Origin of the sequence: Adlercreutzia mucosicola DSM 19490 (assembly GCF_000422625.1) — a bacterium.
GTDB classification, from domain to species: Bacteria; Actinomycetota; Coriobacteriia; order Coriobacteriales; family Eggerthellaceae; genus Adlercreutzia; species Adlercreutzia mucosicola.
On record NZ_AUGK01000015.1, the window covers coordinates 6267 to 24720 of the forward strand.

The window sequence follows — 18454 nt, forward strand, 5'->3', positions numbered from 1 at the left end:
CCCGCCCCTGCGCCCGGCGCGGCGGCGCCTCTCGCCCAGGCGCCCTCCAATGCCTTCGAGCTGGGCGGGTTCACCATCTGGGGCGTCGACGGCGATACCGTGACCGCCGCCGACTTCGCCTACGATGCGGCGGCCAAGACCCTCACGGTGAACACCGACAGGCACTTCGCCATCCAGAACACCGACCAGACAAAGGTGACCTCCGGAGACGGGACCGGACGCATAGCCAACCCGACGGACGTGGGCCTGGTAATCCCCTCCGGCCGAAATGCCACGCTGTCCATGGAAGGTCTAAGCATCGAAAGCACTCAGCCCATCGACATCAAACCCGGTGCCGCGCTCACTGTCATCCTAGGCGACGGCACGAAAAACGAACTTGCGGCCACCGACGGCATGAAAGCCGCCCTCCACTGCCCGACCGGCGCATCGCTCACCATCGACGACACCGTGGCCAACCGCACCGCCGAGGGCTCGCCCATCATCCCGGAAGACGGCGCCATCCCCGCCGACTGCATCCTCGCCAACGGGCAACGGGTATCCAAAGGAGACCCCCTCTCCAAGCTCGACAGCTCAAACCCTGGCGAACTATACGCCTGGACGGTATCGGGCTCCAACGCGGCGGCCATTGGAAGCGACTACAACGGTGCCGGATGGAGCATAGCCCACGCCTGCGAGGGTGAGCCGGGAGGCAATATGACCTTCGAAGGAGGCCGAATCATAGCCACGAGCGGATACAACGCTGACACAAGCTGGACGAACGGAGGGGCCGGCATCGGTGCGGGAACCGACGGCAACGGCACGGGGCCCAACGAGTGGATCACCATCAACGGGGGCCGCATAACCGCCACAGGCGGCGGCCACGGAGCCGGCATCGGCGCGGGCCTCTATGCGGCATCAGGCAACATCCGCATTAACGGCGGCTTCGTGGAGGCCTTCGGCGGAGTGCACAGCAGCGGATTCGGAGGAGCCTGCAACCCCCAAGACAGCTCTGCCTTTAAGATAATCCTCACCGGCGGCACGCTTCTTCCGACTGGCGGAAACGCAGCGTTCTCCTCCGATGCCGGAGCCCCCAACATCAAGGTCATCGTCACCGGAGGCTCGCTCGGCAACCAAAGCGGCGCTGAGGGCTTCAGGTTCATCGGCACCGCTACGAACGGCAAGGGCGACTCCATCACCATGGTAGAAGTGGACTTCACCTCGGACGTGGGCGAGAGCCCCTACCCCATCGTTAAGTGGCAGCTGCTCGTGGACGGCGTGCCCTACGACTACGGCGCGCCGGCCGAGTTCGACAAGGGGCACCTGTATTTATGGCTCCCGGAAGAGGTCAAGAAGAACAGCGAGGTCACCGTCAAGTTCACCTACCTGAATACCGACAAGCTGGACGAGAGCGGCAACCCCACCCCCGTCACGCCGCTGCCCCTGTTCCGCCCCGCCGACAGCCAGCGGCCCCCCGGCGCCCCCGATGACGGGAAGCTGCGCCGCTACGTCGACTTCGAGCTGCCCGGATCCTACACCGACCAGCTGACCAAGTACTACGACGGCAAGCCCTTCCCCTCCCTGCCGCTGCCCTTCGAGGCCCCCGACGGCCGCAACCTGACCGACAGCAACGCCATCACCTATAAGTACCAGAGGCTCGACGCCAACGGCGACCCCATCGGTCCCGAGCTGGAGAGCCACGACCCGAGCGGCGCGAGCCAGATGCCCTCCGACGTGGGCTCCATGAAATTCACCGCCATATCGACCCAGTACTCCGACGACACCGAGGGACACTTCTCGGAGAGCTACTGGGGGCATCGGGCGACCGGCACCTGCGAGATCCTCCCCATTGGGTCGCACATCAAGATCGAAAGCGCCACCTGGGAGAACTCCGAGACAAGCGAGCAGGAGAACGAGTCCAGCATGGAGCTGACCCTCACCTGCACCGTAAAGCGCGCCGAAACCGACCCCTCCGGCGCCCCCACCAAGGCCACCTGCGCCGCGCCGGCGGGCTACATCCAGCTGTTCGTGGACGGAAAGAAGGCGGGCGACCCCATCGAGATCCTCTTCGCCGACAAGACGCTGCCCGACGGGACGGTGCTGCCGGCCAACGCCACAGCCAGCGGGGACACGACCACCTTCGCCTTCACGGCGGCGCCTTCCGCCATGGATCACCTCGTGCCCGTGGCCACCCCCAACGGGCGTCACGTCATCTCGGTGCAGTACCTGCCCCCGAACGACGATGATGCGGCGCCGGCGAACTATCTGGCCAGCGCAAACCCCCTGGAAGATCCCGATGCGGCACCGAAGGTGGAGGTGGCCATCTCGCCCATCGACCCGAACCCCACGGTGACGCCCGAGCCCGACCCCGACTGCGCCGACCCCGACGCGCCCGAGCCCGAGGTGTCGACGGGACCGGGGCAGCCCGCCGACCCGGGCGCCGACCCGGCCAAGCCCGGCGACAAGGCGTTCCGCGGCACCATCGTCACCACCTGGGGCGAGCCGAGCGAGGCGAACCCGCACCCCGGGCGCGTGCTGCTGAAGGTGACGACGCCCTCGTCGGGGCCGATCAGCGTGACCGACGCCAAGGGCAACGTGTTCGAGGCCGACTTCCTGCGGGGCGAGGACGGCCAGCCGGTGCGGGGCGAGGACGGCAGCTACACCCTGGTGCTGGACCCGACGGCGGTGGGCAAGGGGCAGCTCACCTTCAGGCAGGAGCCCAACGGCGCCTACACCGGCAGCACCTGGATCTACGACGTCATCGTGAGGCCCGACGCGACCGTGGCCCCGGCGCCCGCGCTGGCGAAGAGGGCCGAGAACCTGACGCACCCGAACGGCCCGACGCAGCCGGGCGACCGCATCCGCTACACGATCGAGGCGTCGAACGGGGCCAAGGGGTCGCTGTGGACGGACGTCGTGGTCACCGACCCGCTGCCGGCGTGCCTGGAGCTGGACGAGAGGTCCGTGAGGCTGGACAACCCGTCGGCGGCCATCGCCGACCGCGCGCTCTCGAAGGCGCCGTCGGTGGCGGCCGCCGACGTGGGCAGGTTCTCGCTGTCGACCCCCGGCGCGGGCGGGAGGCCCGTGCTGACGGTGCCCGTCGGGGACGTGGCCGGCGGGGCCGCCGCGACCGTGGCCTTCGAGTGCACGGTGCGCGCGGGGCTGGACTTCTCCGACCCGGCGGCGGTGGGCCTCGGGAACATCGCCTCGGCGGAGGGCAAGCGCCCGAACCCCGACGACCCGGACGGCCCCGACGTGGGGCCCGTGGCCCCGCCCGACACCGACCCGGCGACGCCTCCCGGGGGCGGTACCGTGGCCCCGGCCGACCCCGACGCGCGGGTGTCCAAGAGCGTGGAGAACCTCACCGCCCCCGGCGCGAAGGTGACGCACCTGGGGGACCGCCTGCGCTACACGGTCGAGCTCTCGAACGCCGGGCCGGCCGACAGCTGCCTCATGGGCGCCGTCATATCCGACCCGCTGCCGGCGGGCATGGAGCCCGTGCCGGGCAGCATCCGCCTGGCCGTGGACGGCGGGAAGCCCGTCGCGGTGGACGACGCGGCCTACGACCGGGCGAGCCGCACCGTCGCCGTGGCCTGCGGCGATGTGTGGGGCGGGCACAGGGCCGTGCTCGTCTTCGACGCGACCGTGGGCGAGGCGGCCCTCGGGGCCGATGCCGCCAACGTGGCCTTCGCCTACGGGCAGGTGCCCTCCGAGAGCCCGGGGGCGCGCCCCGAGGGCCCGGAGCCCGGAGGGCCCGCCGAGCCGCCCGCGGGCGAGCCCGAGGCGTCCTCGCCGCCGGCGGTCCCGCCCGTCGTCGTGGGCGGCGACCCGGAGGGGGGCGACGTCGCGATCGGGAAGACCGCCGAGAACCTCTCCCGCGGGGACGGGACCACCCGCGTGGGCGACACGGTGCGCTACGAGATAGCCCTGCGCGACGAGGGGGCGGGCACGAGCTGGATGGACGCCGTCATCCGCGACGAGGTGCCCGAGGGGCTGGAGCCCGTGAGCGGCACCATCCGCCTGACGCTTCCCGACGGGAGCGAGGTGGCCGTGGACGACGCGGCCTACGACCCGAAGACGAGGACGCTCGCCGTCGCCTGCGGCCACCTCCACGGCGGGCAGGAGGCCGTCCTCTCCTTCGACGCGCTCGTGACGGGGGCCGCCGTGGGCGCCGACATCGGCAACGTGGCGGTCGGCCTGGGCACGCCGCCGAGCAGCTGGGACCCCGACGGCGAGCACCCCGGGCCGGGCGCGCCCTTCGACCCGCCGGAGGGCTGGGGCGCCTACGACCGCTCGCACGGCAAGGTCGTCTCCGACCCGGCCTACCCGCCGGGAGTGGACAGGCTGGGCGGCGTCATCGACGGCGAGGCCGACGAGCGCACCACCATCGCCCACAAGCTCGCCCAGACCGGCGACGCCCTGGCTGCTGCGGCGCTCCTGCCCGCGGCCCTCACCCTGGCGGCGGGCGCCCTGCTGCTCGCCCGTCGGCGCCTGCGCCGGGAGAGGTAGCACCAACGGGGCCGCTTTCCACGCGCAGCAGGAAACGGCCCCTCCCTGCTCTCGGGTCGCTTTCGGGCAACAAAAGCGCCGCGATCAGCCGGGCCGCCTTCGGGCGGCCCGCTCTGTTTCCTCGCGCTCCCGCCCTGCCGTCATCCCCGGCAGGGCGGGAGCGCGAGGACGTCTCTCCAGATGACAGAATCAAAGGCCATCTCTCCATTTTGTCTCATATTGTTTACATAGTCCCTTATTGGAACGATCTATTTCCTCGCATTATGCTAGAATGTATCAAATTTATAGCAAGGAGAGCCTATGCTGCTTAACGAGGATATCGCAGAGCGCGTGAAGGAGGGCAGGCGCGAGCTCGGCATGACGCAAGGCGAGCTCGCCAAGCAGGCCGGCGTGAGCCGCCCCACCATCGCGCGCATCGAGGGAGGCAGGGCGGAGCACGTCTCCCTCGGCACGGTTGAGCGCGTGCTCAACGCAACCAACTGGGATCTAGCCATCGACCGGGGCGTGCGCCCCAAGGGTCAGGACGACGGATTCGACATCGAGGCGTACCTCGATTCGCTCTACGGTAACGCGCGATGAACCCCGCACGCGAGAAGAGCCTCGATGTCCTCATCGCCGGCACCTTCGCCGGCCGCCTCATCATGTCGGGGGACGGCGAGCTCACCTTCTCCTACCACCCGGCCTACCAGGGTCCCGACCTCTCGGTCGGCATACCCGTTTCCAGCGACGATTACGTCGGCCGCCGCGTGCTCGCCTGGTTCGACAACCTTCTCCCCGACAATCCACAGGTCCGCCGGGGAATGGCGGCGGAGGCGGGAACCAGCACCGGCGTGTTCCCCCTCCTCGCCCGCTTCGGCCTCGACCTGCCGGGCGCCATCCAGGTCGTCGCCCCCGACGAGACGCACCCGAGCGAGCGGGAAGGCGGCTATGTCCTTTTGACCGACAGGGCCATCGGCGCGAGGCTGAGACGGCTCGCCGACGACGACGCCCGCCATCGTGCGCGCTCCTGGACGACGAGAGATGAGCACTGGTCCCTCGGCGGCATGCAGGCCAAGCTCGCGCTCCGCCGCCACGAGGGCCGGTGGTACGAGTGCACGGGAAGCGGAGCCTCGAACACAATCGTGAAGCCCGGCGCCGCCGGACTCGACAACCAGGCGCTCGTCGAATACGCCACTATGCGGCTCGCGGCAGCCTGCGGACTCCCCACCGCTTCGGTTTCCCTCGAGAATTTCGACGGCGCCGAGGCCATCGCCATCGAGCGCTACGACCGCTTCACGTCCCCCGAAAGCGGGCAGGTCACCCGCATCCACCAAGAGGATCTCTGCCAGGCGCTGGCGACGCCCTCCTCGAAGAAGTACACGACGGACGGGGGGCCCTCGTCCGTCCAGGCAATGGAGCTGATGCGCGGCGCCGAGGGCAACAGCACGGGGCGCTTCGTCGACGCCCTTCTGTTCAACTGCCTTACCGCCTCGACCGACGCCCACGCGAAGAACTACTCGCTGCTGCATCCCGCGCAGGGCAGATACCTTCTCGCGCCGCTCTACGACGTGGCGAGCGCAGCACCCTTCATGAAGAAGGGGAAGACCTACCACCTTGCCATGTCCATAGGCGGCGAGAATCGCGTGGGGTGGCTGAGAAAAAGCTCGTTGGAGCGCTTCGCGAAGATCCACGGTCTTGACGCTGGCGCGCTGATCGACAGGACGGACGAGATCGCGGATGCCGTCGTAGCCAACATCGATGCCGTGCTCGACGAGCTGCCCCATCGGGATGGCATCGATCGGCTTACGGAGGTGCTTCGCCTCAGGCTGCTTGCCCTGTGCAGGGCGACCCAGCGCAACATCCGCGTAGAGAGCACACACTTCGAGGCGATCGACATCACGCGCTACAACAGCTAGCCACCTCGACTGCCCGGCACGTATCGGGGGGGGCGGGTCCAGTCCTTACATTTACCTGCGCCTCCTTGCCAGACGAAGCTCGCAGGTGTACACTCCTCCAAGATTTGTCGACAGCTCGGCAACGCTTCGCGTACCCTGGCGCGGCCCCGAAAGGGGCATCGGCAGGCGTCCGATAGGCGCGGCCGAGGGCACCGAGAGAAGGAGAAGCACCATGAAAGAGAAGCGGCAGGGGTCGCTTCTGCGCCTGGGCCTGGCGGCCGCGCTCGCCTGCGGGATGGCTCCCGCGGCGGCCTTCGCCGAGCCACAGGCCCAAATCACGGAGACCCCCCCCCATCGAGTTTTCTGAGCCGGTAGCCGACGCTGCCGACCCCGGCGAGGCCGTCCCGGCCGAGGGCGATCCGCCCGCCTCTCTCCCCTCTCAATCTCCCGGCGCCCCCGATGGCGCTACCGACCCTGGCTCCGCAATCGGCTCCGGCCCCCAAGCCAGCCCAACGGCCGATCCCGCAGCAACGGTCTCCCGGCCGGGCCCCAACGCCGCCCCGGCCGGCTCTTCCGCCGGCGCGCCCGATCCCGTGGCCCAAGCCGTCCTGGCGGCGGACCTCCCCCTGACGCCCGCCCCTGCGCCCGGCGCGGCGGCGCCTCTCGCCCAGGCGCCCTCCAATGCCTTCGAGCTGGGCGGGTTCACCATCTGGGGCGTCGACGGCGACGCGGTGACCGCCTCCGACTTCGCCTACGACGAGGCCGCCAAGACCCTCACGGTGAACACCGACAAGCACTTCGCCCTGCAAACGGACGACCAGACCCTCTCCGACAAAGAGGACGAGAGCGTGCACACCATCGTGGGCGCTCACACGAACCCCGTGAGCACCCGCCTCATCGTTCCCGCTGGCCGCGAGGCGCATATCACGCTTGCGGGCGTGGGCATCCGAGCGGAATCCGCCATCGCTACCAACAGCGCCATCGATATTGCCAAGGGGGCCTCCTGTCATCTCGTCCTGGCCGACGGAACGCACAACTCACTTGTCTCCTTCGCAGCGAATGGCTCCGGCATCCACAATTCCACCGGAGCTTCTCTCGCTATCGACGATTCAGTGGCCAACAAGGACCAGAGGGGCAACGCCATCGTTCCCGAAGACGGCTTCGTTCCCGCCGACGCTGTTCTGGCCAATGGGACGCGAATCAAGAAGGGCGATCCCCTCACGGTCATGGACAGCGACCACCCGGGCTCCCTCCTCGCCTGGTGCACGGCGGGCTCTGGCGCGGCCATCGGAGGTCGCGGAGACACTTCGTTCGGCAATGCAGGTGAAGACGGAGGCTCCTTCACTATGGACGGGGGCGTCGTCACCGCCCGCAGCTCTTATAATTACGATGCGGGCGGATGGCATTGCTCGGCCGGAGTGGGCGGGGGCAGCTGGGGAGGCAATGGAACCGGCGCCGACGAGTGGATCACCATCAACGGAGGGCGCCTCACCGCCATCGGCGGCAATCATGGTGCCGGCGTGGGCAGCGGCAACCAGGGCGCCTGCGGCAACATTCGCATCAACGGCGGCTACGTCATCTCCAAGGGCGGCGACCACGGCAGCGGGTTCGGTGCTGCTTGCATCCCCGCCGACAGCTCTGCGTTCAAAATGATCTTCACCGGGGGTACCCTCATCCCCTCAACCGTCTACCCACCCGCTTATGCTGGCACGGGTGATATCGGCGCGCCGAACGCCGACATCACCATCACCGGCGGCTCCATCGGCAACGGCCGCGACCCCGAGCACTTCACCTTCTCAGGCAATGTCCACAACGCCGAGGGTGAGCCCATCAAGATGATCCAGGTAGATCTCACCTCGGACGTGGGCGAGAACACTTTCGCCCTCAGCGAGTGGGAGCTCAAGGTTGACGGTGTGCCCTACGACTACGGCGCGCCGGCCGAGTTCGACAAGGGACATCTGTACCTGTGGCTGCCCGAGCGCGTCGTGAAGGACTCCGAGGTGACCGTGGAGTTCACCTACCTGGACACCGACAAGCTGGACGAGAGCGGCAACCCCACCCCCGTCACGCCGCTGCCCCTGTTCCGCCCCGCCGACAGCTCGCTGCCGCCCGGCGTCACCAACGACGGCAAGCTGCGTCGCTACGTGGACTTCGAGCTGGACCCCGACTACCTCGCCGGCCTCAGCAAGTACTACGACGGCGAGCCATTCCCCGTCTTCCCGCTGCCCCTGCGCGCCCCCGACGGGCGCGACCTCACCGAGGCCGACAAGATCACCTTCAAGTACCAACGCCTCGACCCGTCGGGCAACCCTGTGGGCGCGGAGACCGACAACGGCGCCGACGTGGGCACCATGACGTTCACGGCCATATCGACCCAGTACTCCGACGACACCGAGGGGAACTTCTCGGAAAGCTACTGGGGCCATCGCGCCACGGGCCGCTGCGAGATCTGGCCCATCGGATCCCAGGTGGCCATCAAGAGCGCCACCTGGGAGAACGGCCAGGCTAGCGTGCAGGAGAACCCCTCGGATCGCAAGCTGTCACTCACCTGCACGGTGAAGCGGGCCGACACCGACCCCTCCGGCGCCCCCACCAAGGCCACCTGCGCCGCGCCCCAGGGCTACATCCAGCTGTTCGTGGACGGGAAGAAGGCGGGCGACCCCATCGAGATCCTCTTCGCCGACAAGACGCTGCCCGACGGGACGGTGCTACCGGCCAACGCCACAGCCAGCGGGGACACGACCACCTTCATCTACACCGCCTCGCCGGCCGAGGTGGACCACCTCGTGCCCGTGGCCACCCCCAACGGCCGCCACGTCATCTCGGTGCAGTACCTGCCCCCGAACGACGATGATGCGGCGCCGGCGAACTATCTGGCCAGCGCGAACCCCCTGGAAGATCCCGATGCGGCACCGAAGGTGGAGGTGGCCATCTCGCCCATCGACCCGGCGACCGAGGTTGTCCAGAAGGACGACCCCGACAACAAGGACCCCGACTCCCCCGAACCCGACGTCAGCGCCAGCGCGCCCCGACCCGCCGACCCGGACGCCGAGACCGGCAAGCCCGGCGACAAGATCGTGGACGGCACCATCGTCACCACCTGGGGCGAGGCCAGCGACGACAACCCGCACCCCGGGCGCGTAGTCATCGGCATCAAGACCGAGTCCTCCGGGCCGGTGAGCGTGGTCGACGAGAGCGGCAACGTATTCACCGCCGATTTCCTGCGGGGCGAGGACGGCCAGCCGGTGCGCAACGCCGACGGATCCTACACGCTGGTGCTCGACCCGACGGCCGTGGGGAGCGGCAAGCTTTCCATCCGCCAGGAGCCCAACGGGGCCTACACCGGCACCACCTGGAACTTCGACGTCACCGTGCTGCCCCAGCCCAAGATCGCGCCGGCTCCGGCCCTGTCGAAGAGAGCCGAGAACCTGACGCACCCGGACGGGCCGACGCAGCCGGGCGACCGCATCCGCTACACGGTGACGGCCTCGAACGCGGCGGCCGGGTCACTGTGGACCGACGTCGTGGTCACCGACCCGCTGCCGGCGTGCCTGGAGCTCGCGGGGGCCTCGGTGGTGCTCGTGGGCGCTGACGGGGTAAAGCGGACGCTCTCCGCCGCCGCGCCCGGGGCCGCGCCCGCGCCGGGGCAGTACGCCCTCTCATCACCGGGCGCCGACGGGCGGCGCACGCTGACGGCCCCCGTCGGCGACATCGGCGGCGGGCGCAGCGCCGTCCTCACCTTCGAGTGCACCGTGCGCGGGGACGTCGACTTCTCCGACCCGGCCGCCGTCGACCTGGGCAACGTCGCCTCGGCGGATGGCAAGCGCCCGAGTCCCGACGACCCGGACGGCCCCGACGTGGGGCCGGTGGCGCCGCCCGACACCGACCCGGCGACGCCGCCCGGCGGCGGGACCGTGGCGCCGGCCGACCCCGACGTTCGGGTGTCCAAGAGCGTGGAGAACCTGAGCGCGCCGGGCGCCAAGGTGACGCACCTGGGGGACCGCCTGCGCTACACAATCGAGCTCTCGAACGCCGGCGCCGCCAACAGCTGCCTCATGGGCGCCGCCGTGTCCGACCCGCTGCCGGCGGGCATCGAGCCGGTGCCCGGCACCCTGCGCCTGTCGATCGACGGAGGGGAGCCCGTCGCCGTGCCCGACGAGGCCTACGACAGGGGCAGCCGCACCATCGCCGTGGCCTGCGGCGATGTGTGGGGCGGCCACGGGGCCGTGCTCGTCTTCGACGCGACCGTGGGCGAGGCGGCGCTCGGCGCCAACGTGGCCAACATCGCGCTCGGCCACGGCAAGATGCCCTCCGAGAACCCCGGCTCGCGCCCCGAGGACCCCGAGCCCGGAGGGCCCGCGGAGCCCCCGGCGGGCGAGCCCGAGGCGTCCTCGCCGCCGGCGGTCCCGCCCGTCGTGGTGGGCGGCGACCCGGAGGAGGGCGACGTGTCGATCGCCAAGACCGCCGAGAACGCGAGCCGCGACGACGGCACCACCCATGTGGGCGACACCGTGCGCTACGAGATAGCCCTGCGCAACGAGGGGGCGGGCACGAGCTGGATGGACGCGGTGATCCGAGACGAGGTGCCCGAGGGGCTGGAGCCCGTGAGCGGCACCATCCGCCTGACGCTGCCCGACGGGAGCGAGGTGGCCGTGGACGACGAGGCCTACGACCCGAAGACGAGGACGCTCGCCGTGGCCTGCGGCCACCTCCACGGCGGGCAGGCCGCCGTCCTCTCCTTCGACGCGCTCGTGACCGAGGCCGCCGTGGGCGCCGACATCGGCAACGTGGCGGTCGGCCACGGGACGCCGCCGAGCAGCTGGGACCCCGACGGCGAGTCGCCCGAGCCGGGCGCGCCCTTCGACCCGCCGGAGGGATGGGACGCCTACGACCGCTCGCACGGCAAGGTGGTGTCCGAGCCCGCCTACCCGCCGGGGGTCGACCGGCTCGGCGGCGTGCTGCCCGGCGACGAGGGCGGCAAGCAGCGCACCACCATCGCCCACAAGCTCGCCCAGACCGGCGACGCCCTGGCCGCGATCGCCGGCACCGCCCTTGCCGGCGCGCTCGCGGCGGCCGCCCTCGCCCTGGCGAGCCGCCGGCGCCGGACGCGGTAGGAGGCGCGGGACGCCTCCCGACTATTCGCAGGGCCGCCGCCCGAATGCGCGGGCGGGCTGAAAGCCGCCCCTACGGAGAGCTGCAGGGTTACGGGCGGCTTAGACTTCGTAGGGGGCGGCTTTAGCCGCCCCGTGAGACAGATTATGGTTGCGGGCGGGATGAATCCCGCCCCTCCGGGGCATGGCGGCGGCACGAGAAGTCGGAGCACACGCAAAAGGCCGCCCCTCGGGCGGCCTTTCGGTTGATACGGAATGCGAGCGGTAAGAGCTGGCTTCGCTAGCCCAGCTCGGCCAGCTGGGCCTCGATGCGGGCCAGCTTGTCGGCCAGATCGGCCAGCTTCGCCTTGTCCTTCTCCACGATCTCGGGCGCGGCCTTCGCCAGAAAGCCCGGGTTGGAGAGCTTCTTCTCGAACTTGGCAACATCTTTGGCCAGGCCATCGCGCTCGCGGGCCAGACGCGCCCGCTCGGCATCGAAGTCCACATGGCCCGCCAGCACGATGTACACCTCGAGCCCCGAACCGAGCACCACGGCGCTCTCGGCAGGCTTGGACGTTTCCACGGCCACCTCGAACTCCTCCACGTTGGCCAGCTGGCCGATGAGGTGCGCTTGGGCCAGCAGCAGGGCCGCGTCGGCCTCGGCCGCCACCTTCACGGCCACGGGCAGGGCCACCTTCGGCGAGATGCCGTAGCGCGAGCGGGTGGAGCGCACCGCGCCCACCACCTCGCACACCATGGCAATGGCACGTTCGGACTCCTCGTCCACGAAGCGGCTGAGCTCGGCGGCATCGGGCCACGGCGCCACAATGAGCATGGGCGCGGCGGTGTCGCCCTTGGGCATCTCGCCGTAGACCTCCTCGGTGATGAACGGCATGATGGGATGCAGAAGGCGCAGAATCTGCCCCAGCACGAACACCAGGTTGCGCTGGCAGGCGGCGCGGTCGGTCGGATCGGCGTCGGCGGCCAGGCGCGCCTTGGAGAACTCGATGTACCAGTCGCAGAACTCGTTCCACACGAAGCTGTACAGCTCGCGGGTGATCTCGCCGAACTCGAAGTTGTCGTAGGCCGCGTCCACCGCCGCCACGACCTTCGCCAAGCGGGAGAAGATCCAGCGGTCGGCCGGCGTGACCGGCTCGGGCGCGCCGGGCTCGTATCCCTCCAGGTTCATGAGCACGAAGCGGCTCGCGTTCTTCACCTTGTTCGCGAAGTTGCGGGAGCTTTCCAGCTTGGCCTCGTTGAACTTCATGTCCTGGGCGCCGGTCACCTGCATGAGCAGGCCGAAGCGCATGCCGTCGGCGCCGTAGTCCTCCATGAGGCGCAGCGGGTCCACGCCGTTGCCGCGGCTCTTGGACATGGGCTTGCCGTCGGCGGCCATGACCGTGGGATGGATGATGACGTCCTCGAAGGGAATGGTGTTATCGCAGCAGTACATGGAGGCCATAACCATGCGCGCCACCCAAAGCCCCATGATGTCGCGGGCCGTGGAGAGCACCTGGGTCGGGTAGGCCGTGCGCATCTGGGGCGCGTCCATGCCCTCTTCCGTCCAGCCCATGGTGGCAAAGGGCCACAGCTGGCTGGAGAACCAGGTGTCCAGCACGTCGTCGTCCTGGCGCACCGGCGCCCCGCACACCGGGCAGACCTCCACCTCGTCCACCGAGGCGTCCTCCCAGCCGCACTCATCGCAGTAGTACATGGGAATGCGGTGGCCCCACCACAGCTGGCGCGAGATGCACCAGTCCTTCAAATTCGCGAGCCAGTCCAAATACACTTGCTTCCACCGAGCCGGGTGGAACTGGATGGAACCGTCCTCCACCACGCGGGCGGCGGCCTCCTTCAGGCCGTCCACGGCCACGAACCACTGCTCGGATTCCCAGGGCTCCAGCTTGGTGTGGCAGCGGTAGCAGGTCATGACCGAGTGGTCGTGGTCCTCCACATGATCGAGCAGGCCGAGCTCCTCGAAGGCGGCCACCACGGCCTCGCGGGCCTCGTCGCGGTCCATCCCCGAGAACTTCCCGTAGCCTTCCACCACGTGCGCCGTCTCGTCGAAGATGTTGATGCGGGGAAGCCCCGCCTTCTCCCCCATGGCCCAGTCGTTGGGGTCATGGGAGGGGGTCACCTTCACGCAGCCGGTGCCGAACTCGGTGTCCACATGCCAGTCGGCGAAGATGGGAATCTCGCGATCCACCAGCGGCAGCTTCACCGTCTTGCCAACGAGATGCCCGAAGCGCTCGTCCTTGGGGTTCACGGCCACGCCGGTGTCCCCCAGCATGGTCTCGGGGCGCGTGGTGGCCACGACCAGGTACTCCAGGCCGTCCACCGGCTCGGTCAGGGGGTAGCGCAGGTACCACAGATGTCCCGCCTCGTCCACGTACTCGGCCTCGTCGTCGGCGATGGCCGTGGTGCAGCTCGGGCACCAGTTCACGATGCGCTTGCCCCGATAGATCAGCTTGTCGCGGTACCAGTCCACGAACAGCTTCCGCACGGCGCGCACGTAGGAGGGCTCCAAGGTGAAGTGCTCGTCGGAGTAGTCGCAGGAGCAGCCCATGCCCTTGATCTGGTTCACGATGGTGGTGCCGTACTCCTCACGCCACTTGTAGCATTCCCCGATGAAGGCCTCGCGGCCGATCTCCAGGCGGCTGATGCCAGCCTCGGCCAGGCGCTTGTCCACCTTGGTCTGGGTGGAGATGCCCGCATGGTCGGTGCCGATGATCCAGCGGGTCTGAAAACCGCGCATGCGGGCGCGGCGGATGCAGGCGTCCTGGATGGTGTCGTTTAAGGCATGGCCCATGTGCAGCACGCCGGTGATGTTCGGCGGCGGGATGACGATGGTGTAGCTCTCGCCGGCATGCTCGCCAAAGCCCGGCGTGCGCTGGAAATAGCCGGCGTCCTTCCACGCCTCGAAGATGGGCCGCTCCATGGCGGCGTAGTCGGTCTGGGTCATCCTCATCCCTTCTCTGCGAAATCGGTGGGTACGGAACACGGCGCCGGCGCCCCCATGGACGCACGGCGCCGCCCATAGCTGCTAGGAAGCGTGCAGGGCTCCCTCGGTGTTGGCCCGGGGCTTGATGACCGGCTTCGTCTCGCCGGTGATGTCGCTGGCCCGCACGGTCACCTGGGAAGCGCCGTCGAACTCGGGCAGGTCGTACATCACGTCCATGAGCACGCGCTCGCAGATGGAGCGCAGGCCGCGGGCGCCGGTACCGTGCTCGACGGCCTCGTGGGCGATGGCCGTCAGGGCCGCCTTGTCGAAGGCCAGGCGGCAGTCCTCGAACTCGAACATGCGGGTGTACTGCTTCACGAGCGCGTTCTTCGGCTCCACGAGGATGCGCACGAGGTCTTCCTCGGACAGCTCGGAAAGCGACGTGATGACCGGGATACGACCCACGAACTCGGGGATCATGCCGTACTTGTTCAGATCCTCGGGAAGCACCTGGCGCAGAAGCTCGGCCTCGGACTCCTTCTTGGAGGCGGCCAGCTCGCTCGCGAAGCCCAGCGAGGTAGTGCCCACGCGGCTCGCCACGATGTCGGCCAGGCCCACGAAGGCGCCGCCCAGGATGAACAGGATGTTGGTGGTGTCGATGGGGATGAGCTCCTGCTGGGGGTGCTTGCGACCGCCCTGGGGCGGCACCGAGGCCTCGCAGCCCTCGACGATCTTCAGCAGGGCCTGCTGCACGCCCTCGCCGGACACGTCGCGGGTGATGGAGAGGTTCTCGGCCTTGCGGGCGATCTTGTCGATCTCGTCGATATAGATGATGCCGATCTCGGCCCGGGGCACCTCGAAGTCGGCGGCGGTGATGAGCTTCAGCAGGATGTTCTCCACGTCCTCGCCCACGTATCCCGCCTCGGTGAGCGTGGTGGCGTCGGCGATAGCGAAGGGCACCTGCAGGGTGCGGGCCAGGGTTTGGGCCAGAAGCGTCTTGCCCGAGCCCGTGGGACCGATGAGCATGATGTTGCTCTTGGCCAGCTCCACGTCGCCCTCGGCGGCCGCAGCCCCCATGGAGATGCGCTTGTAGTGGTTGTACACGGCCACGGACAGGGCCCGTTTGGCCTCCTCCTGGCCCACCACGTGCTCGGACAGGCGCGCGTACAGCTCGTGGGGCGTGGGCAAGTCTCCCAGCACCTCCGCCGGGGTGGGGGCGTTGTCCACCACGGGGCTCACGTCGCGCTGCAGCTGCGCCTCGGGCGGGTTGCCCCAGCGGCCGGCGGCGCGCTGGGCGTCCTCGTCCATCATCTCGAATTCCTGGGCCATGGAAAAGCCCAAGTCGCGCATCATGGCGTCGGCGCACACCGAGATGCACTCGTCGCAGATGTAGATGCCGTTGGGACCGGAGATCATGGCGTTCACCTGGTCGGGCGTCTTGCCGCAGAACGCGCAGAAGTAGTTGTCCTCGGGCGGATTGTAATCGCTATGGCGGTGGTTCATGATGTCCTATTCGCTCTTCTTCTGGCCGGGCATGGCACCGTGGTGGTAGATGATCTCGTCCACGAGGCCGTACTCCTTGGCCTCCTCGGCGGTCATGTAGTTGTCGCGCTCGGTGTCCAGCTGGATGCGCTCGATGGACTGGCCGGTGTTCTCGGACAGGATCTTGTTCAGGCGCTTGCGGGTCTTCAGCATGAAGTCGGCCACGATGGCGATCTCGGTCTGCTGGCCCTGGGCGCCGCCGAGCGGCTGGTGGATGAGCACCATGGAGTTCGGCAGCACGAAGCGCTTGCCCTTGGTGCCCGAGGACAGGAGCACGGCGGCCATGGAGGCGCACTCGCCGATGCAGATGGTGGACACGTCGCACTTGATGAAGTTCATGGTGTCCAGAATGCCGAGGCCTGCCGTGACCGAGCCGCCCGGGGAATTGATGTACAGGGAGATGTCCTTATCGGGATCGGTGGCCTCCAGGTGCAGCAGCTGGGCCACCACGGAGTTGGCCACGTGGTCGTCGATCTGCTCGCCCAAGAAGATGATGCGGTCGTTCAGCAGGCGGCTGTAGATGTCGTAGCTGCGCTCGCCCCGGGGCGACTGCTCGATGACGTAGGGGATGAGGGCGTTGCTCGCGCGTTCGATGCCCATAGGTGCCTCTCTTTCGCAAATAGGGCCGCGTTATGCGGCCTGTCTATAGTTCAGAACCATATTGCTATACATCCGTTCGCAATGCAAGCCAAACGGGGAAATGAACACAGCAGCAAAGGCTGAGTGCAGAGGGAGTGCCCGGTGTTCTGACCGAGCGAGTTCCGCAGCGACTGCGACAGTCCAGTGGACTGTCGCACAAAGCGAGGACTGCCCGAGCGAATCAGAATACCGGGCACTCCCGACCGCGAGGAGCCACTACAGAAAGGGCGGGGTCTCCCCCGCCCTTTGCGATTCGCCGTGAGACGTGCTACTCGGCAGCTTCCTCCTCGGCGTCGGCCTTCTTGGCGGCCTTCTTCTTCGCGGGCTTCTTGGCGGCCTTCTTCTCATCGGCGGCCTTCTGGGCGGCGAAGTCGACCTCGGTCACCTTGGCGTTCTCCATGAGGTCCTCGATGGCGGCCTGACGCAGCAGACCGGTGCGCAGCAGGTGCAAACGGCCCGCCTCGCGCCACTCCTTCTCCAGGGCCGCGGGATCCTCCGCGCCGCTCTTGGCGAATTCGGCGGCGATGGCCTCATCGGTGATCTCGACGCCGGCGTGGCGCGCCCAAGCCTCAAGGGCGAGCTCTTCCTTCACATGGTCGGCGGACTGGGCCTTCAGGTCGGCCTTGAACTGGTCGGCCGTGATGCCCTGGCTGGCCAGGTAGGCGTCGAAGGTCATGCCGGCGCGCTGCATCTGGGTGAAGAAGTCCTGCAGAAGCGAAGTCTCGGCCTCGTTCACCAGGGCCTCGGGAGCCTCGCCCTCGAAGCGCTCGATGAGCTGGGCCATGATGGCGTTCTCCTTGATGCGGGGCATGATGGAGGCCTTCTGCATGGCGATGGACTGCTTGATCTGCTCGCGCATGTCCTCCACGGACTCGAAGCCCATGGTCTCCTTGGCCCACTCGTCGGTGATCTCGGGGACGGCCTTCTTCTTCACCACGTTGCAGGTGACCTCGAAGGCGACGGTCTTGCCGGCCTGGTCGGCCAGAAGCGGGGCGGTCTCGTCGGCGGGCACCTCCAGGGTGAACTCCTTGGTCTGGCCCTTCTTCATGCCCATGATCTCGGCGTCGAAGGCCTCGGGGAGCAGCCCGGTGCCCGGTCCGTACAGGCGCGACTCGCTCGTGAGGGAGGCGATCTCGTTGCCCTCGGCGTCGGTGGCCTTGATGGCCAGATCGGCGTAGTTCTCCGGCTTCATCTTCGTGGCGGCAGACGCGTCCTCGAAGGTGGTGTAGTGCTCGGCCATGGCAGACACCTGGTCGTCGATCTCGGCCTCGGTGGCCTCGGCGAAGGGCAGCTCGATCTCAACGGCGTCGTAGCTGGTCAGCTCCACCTCGGGGCGCAGCTCCACGGTGAACACCACGGTGTAGGGCTGGCCGGCCTGGACCAGCTCGTTCTCCTCCATGGCGGGCGTGCCCGCGGGAGCCAGCTTCTCGGCCTCGATGGCGGCCGGATACGCGCTGTTAATCAGCTCGTCGGTCACCGTGGCCAGCACGGCCTCGGCGCCGAGCGCATTGTCGATAACCGGGCGCGGGGCCTTGCCGCGGCGGAAGCCCGGGAAATTGTACTTGCGAGCGAAGTCCTTGTAGGTCTTGGTGATGCGGCCGTCAACGTCGGCGGCATCGATGGTGACGGTGACCTTGGCCTTGTTGCCCTCAAGGGCCTCAACTTTTGTTTCCACGAATAATTCCTCCATCGTTTCCTAGCACGGCGCGAAACCTGTGCCCGCGCCCACACTTCCTCGGCGATCCGCCAGGCGGGTCTCCCGCGGAAGCGCACAGCTGCCCATTATGCCACAACCTCCACAACCTGGCTACAATTCCCCGCCCCGGACACAAAAAAGAGACGCGGGCAACCCGCGTCTCAGAAGGAACGGATAGGGCGCCTCC

8 protein-coding genes are annotated in these 18454 nt (G+C 68.5%); 4 read left to right on the forward strand and 4 right to left on the reverse strand.

What is annotated here, in order from left to right; all coding sequences use genetic code 11:
• The 4 genes from G503_RS14630 to G503_RS0109315 all read left to right on the forward strand — a co-directional run.
• The coding region (locus G503_RS14630; RefSeq protein WP_202805176.1) for a DUF11 domain-containing protein at positions 1-4485 on the forward strand (4485 nt) is incomplete at its 5' end.
• A 300-nt stretch (positions 4486-4785) separates the two neighbouring features.
• Positions 4786-5064 (forward strand): helix-turn-helix transcriptional regulator, encoded by a 279-nt coding sequence (locus G503_RS14635; protein ID WP_035022689.1) that lies wholly within the window; start codon positions 4786-4788, stop codon positions 5062-5064.
• Positions 5061-6380, forward strand: a complete 1320-nt coding sequence (locus G503_RS14640; protein WP_051191094.1) for a type II toxin-antitoxin system HipA family toxin — start codon at positions 5061-5063, stop codon at positions 6378-6380. The genes G503_RS14635 and G503_RS14640 overlap by 4 nt, the downstream gene beginning before the upstream one ends.
• Before the next feature lie 572 nt (positions 6381-6952).
• Entirely contained in the window at positions 6953-11473 is a 4521-nt protein-coding gene (locus G503_RS0109315) for an isopeptide-forming domain-containing fimbrial protein (RefSeq protein ID WP_028027360.1), read from the forward strand.
• A gap of 277 nt (positions 11474-11750) precedes the next feature.
• Here G503_RS0109315 and G503_RS0109320 read toward each other — a convergent pair whose 3' ends face one another.
• The 4 genes from G503_RS0109320 to tig form a co-directional block, all read right to left on the reverse strand.
• On the reverse strand, positions 11751-14411 hold the full coding sequence (locus tag G503_RS0109320; RefSeq protein WP_235715535.1) for a valine--tRNA ligase: 2661 nt from the start codon (positions 14409-14411) through the stop codon (positions 11751-11753).
• An 81-nt stretch (positions 14412-14492) separates the two neighbouring features.
• Complete coding sequence (gene clpX / locus G503_RS0109325) at positions 14493-15893, reverse strand: ATP-dependent Clp protease ATP-binding subunit ClpX (RefSeq protein ID WP_028027362.1); 1401 nt, start codon at positions 15891-15893, stop codon at positions 14493-14495.
• 6 nt (positions 15894-15899) lie between these two features.
• A complete protein-coding gene (clpP, locus tag G503_RS0109330) occupies positions 15900-16532 on the reverse strand; it encodes an ATP-dependent Clp endopeptidase proteolytic subunit ClpP (protein ID WP_028027363.1) in 633 nt (210 codons plus the stop codon).
• Positions 16533-16839: 307 nt separating this feature from the next.
• Complete coding sequence (gene tig / locus G503_RS14645) at positions 16840-18246, reverse strand: trigger factor (RefSeq protein ID WP_051191095.1); 1407 nt, start codon at positions 18244-18246, stop codon at positions 16840-16842.
• Between the last annotated feature and the right edge of the window lie 208 nt (positions 18247-18454).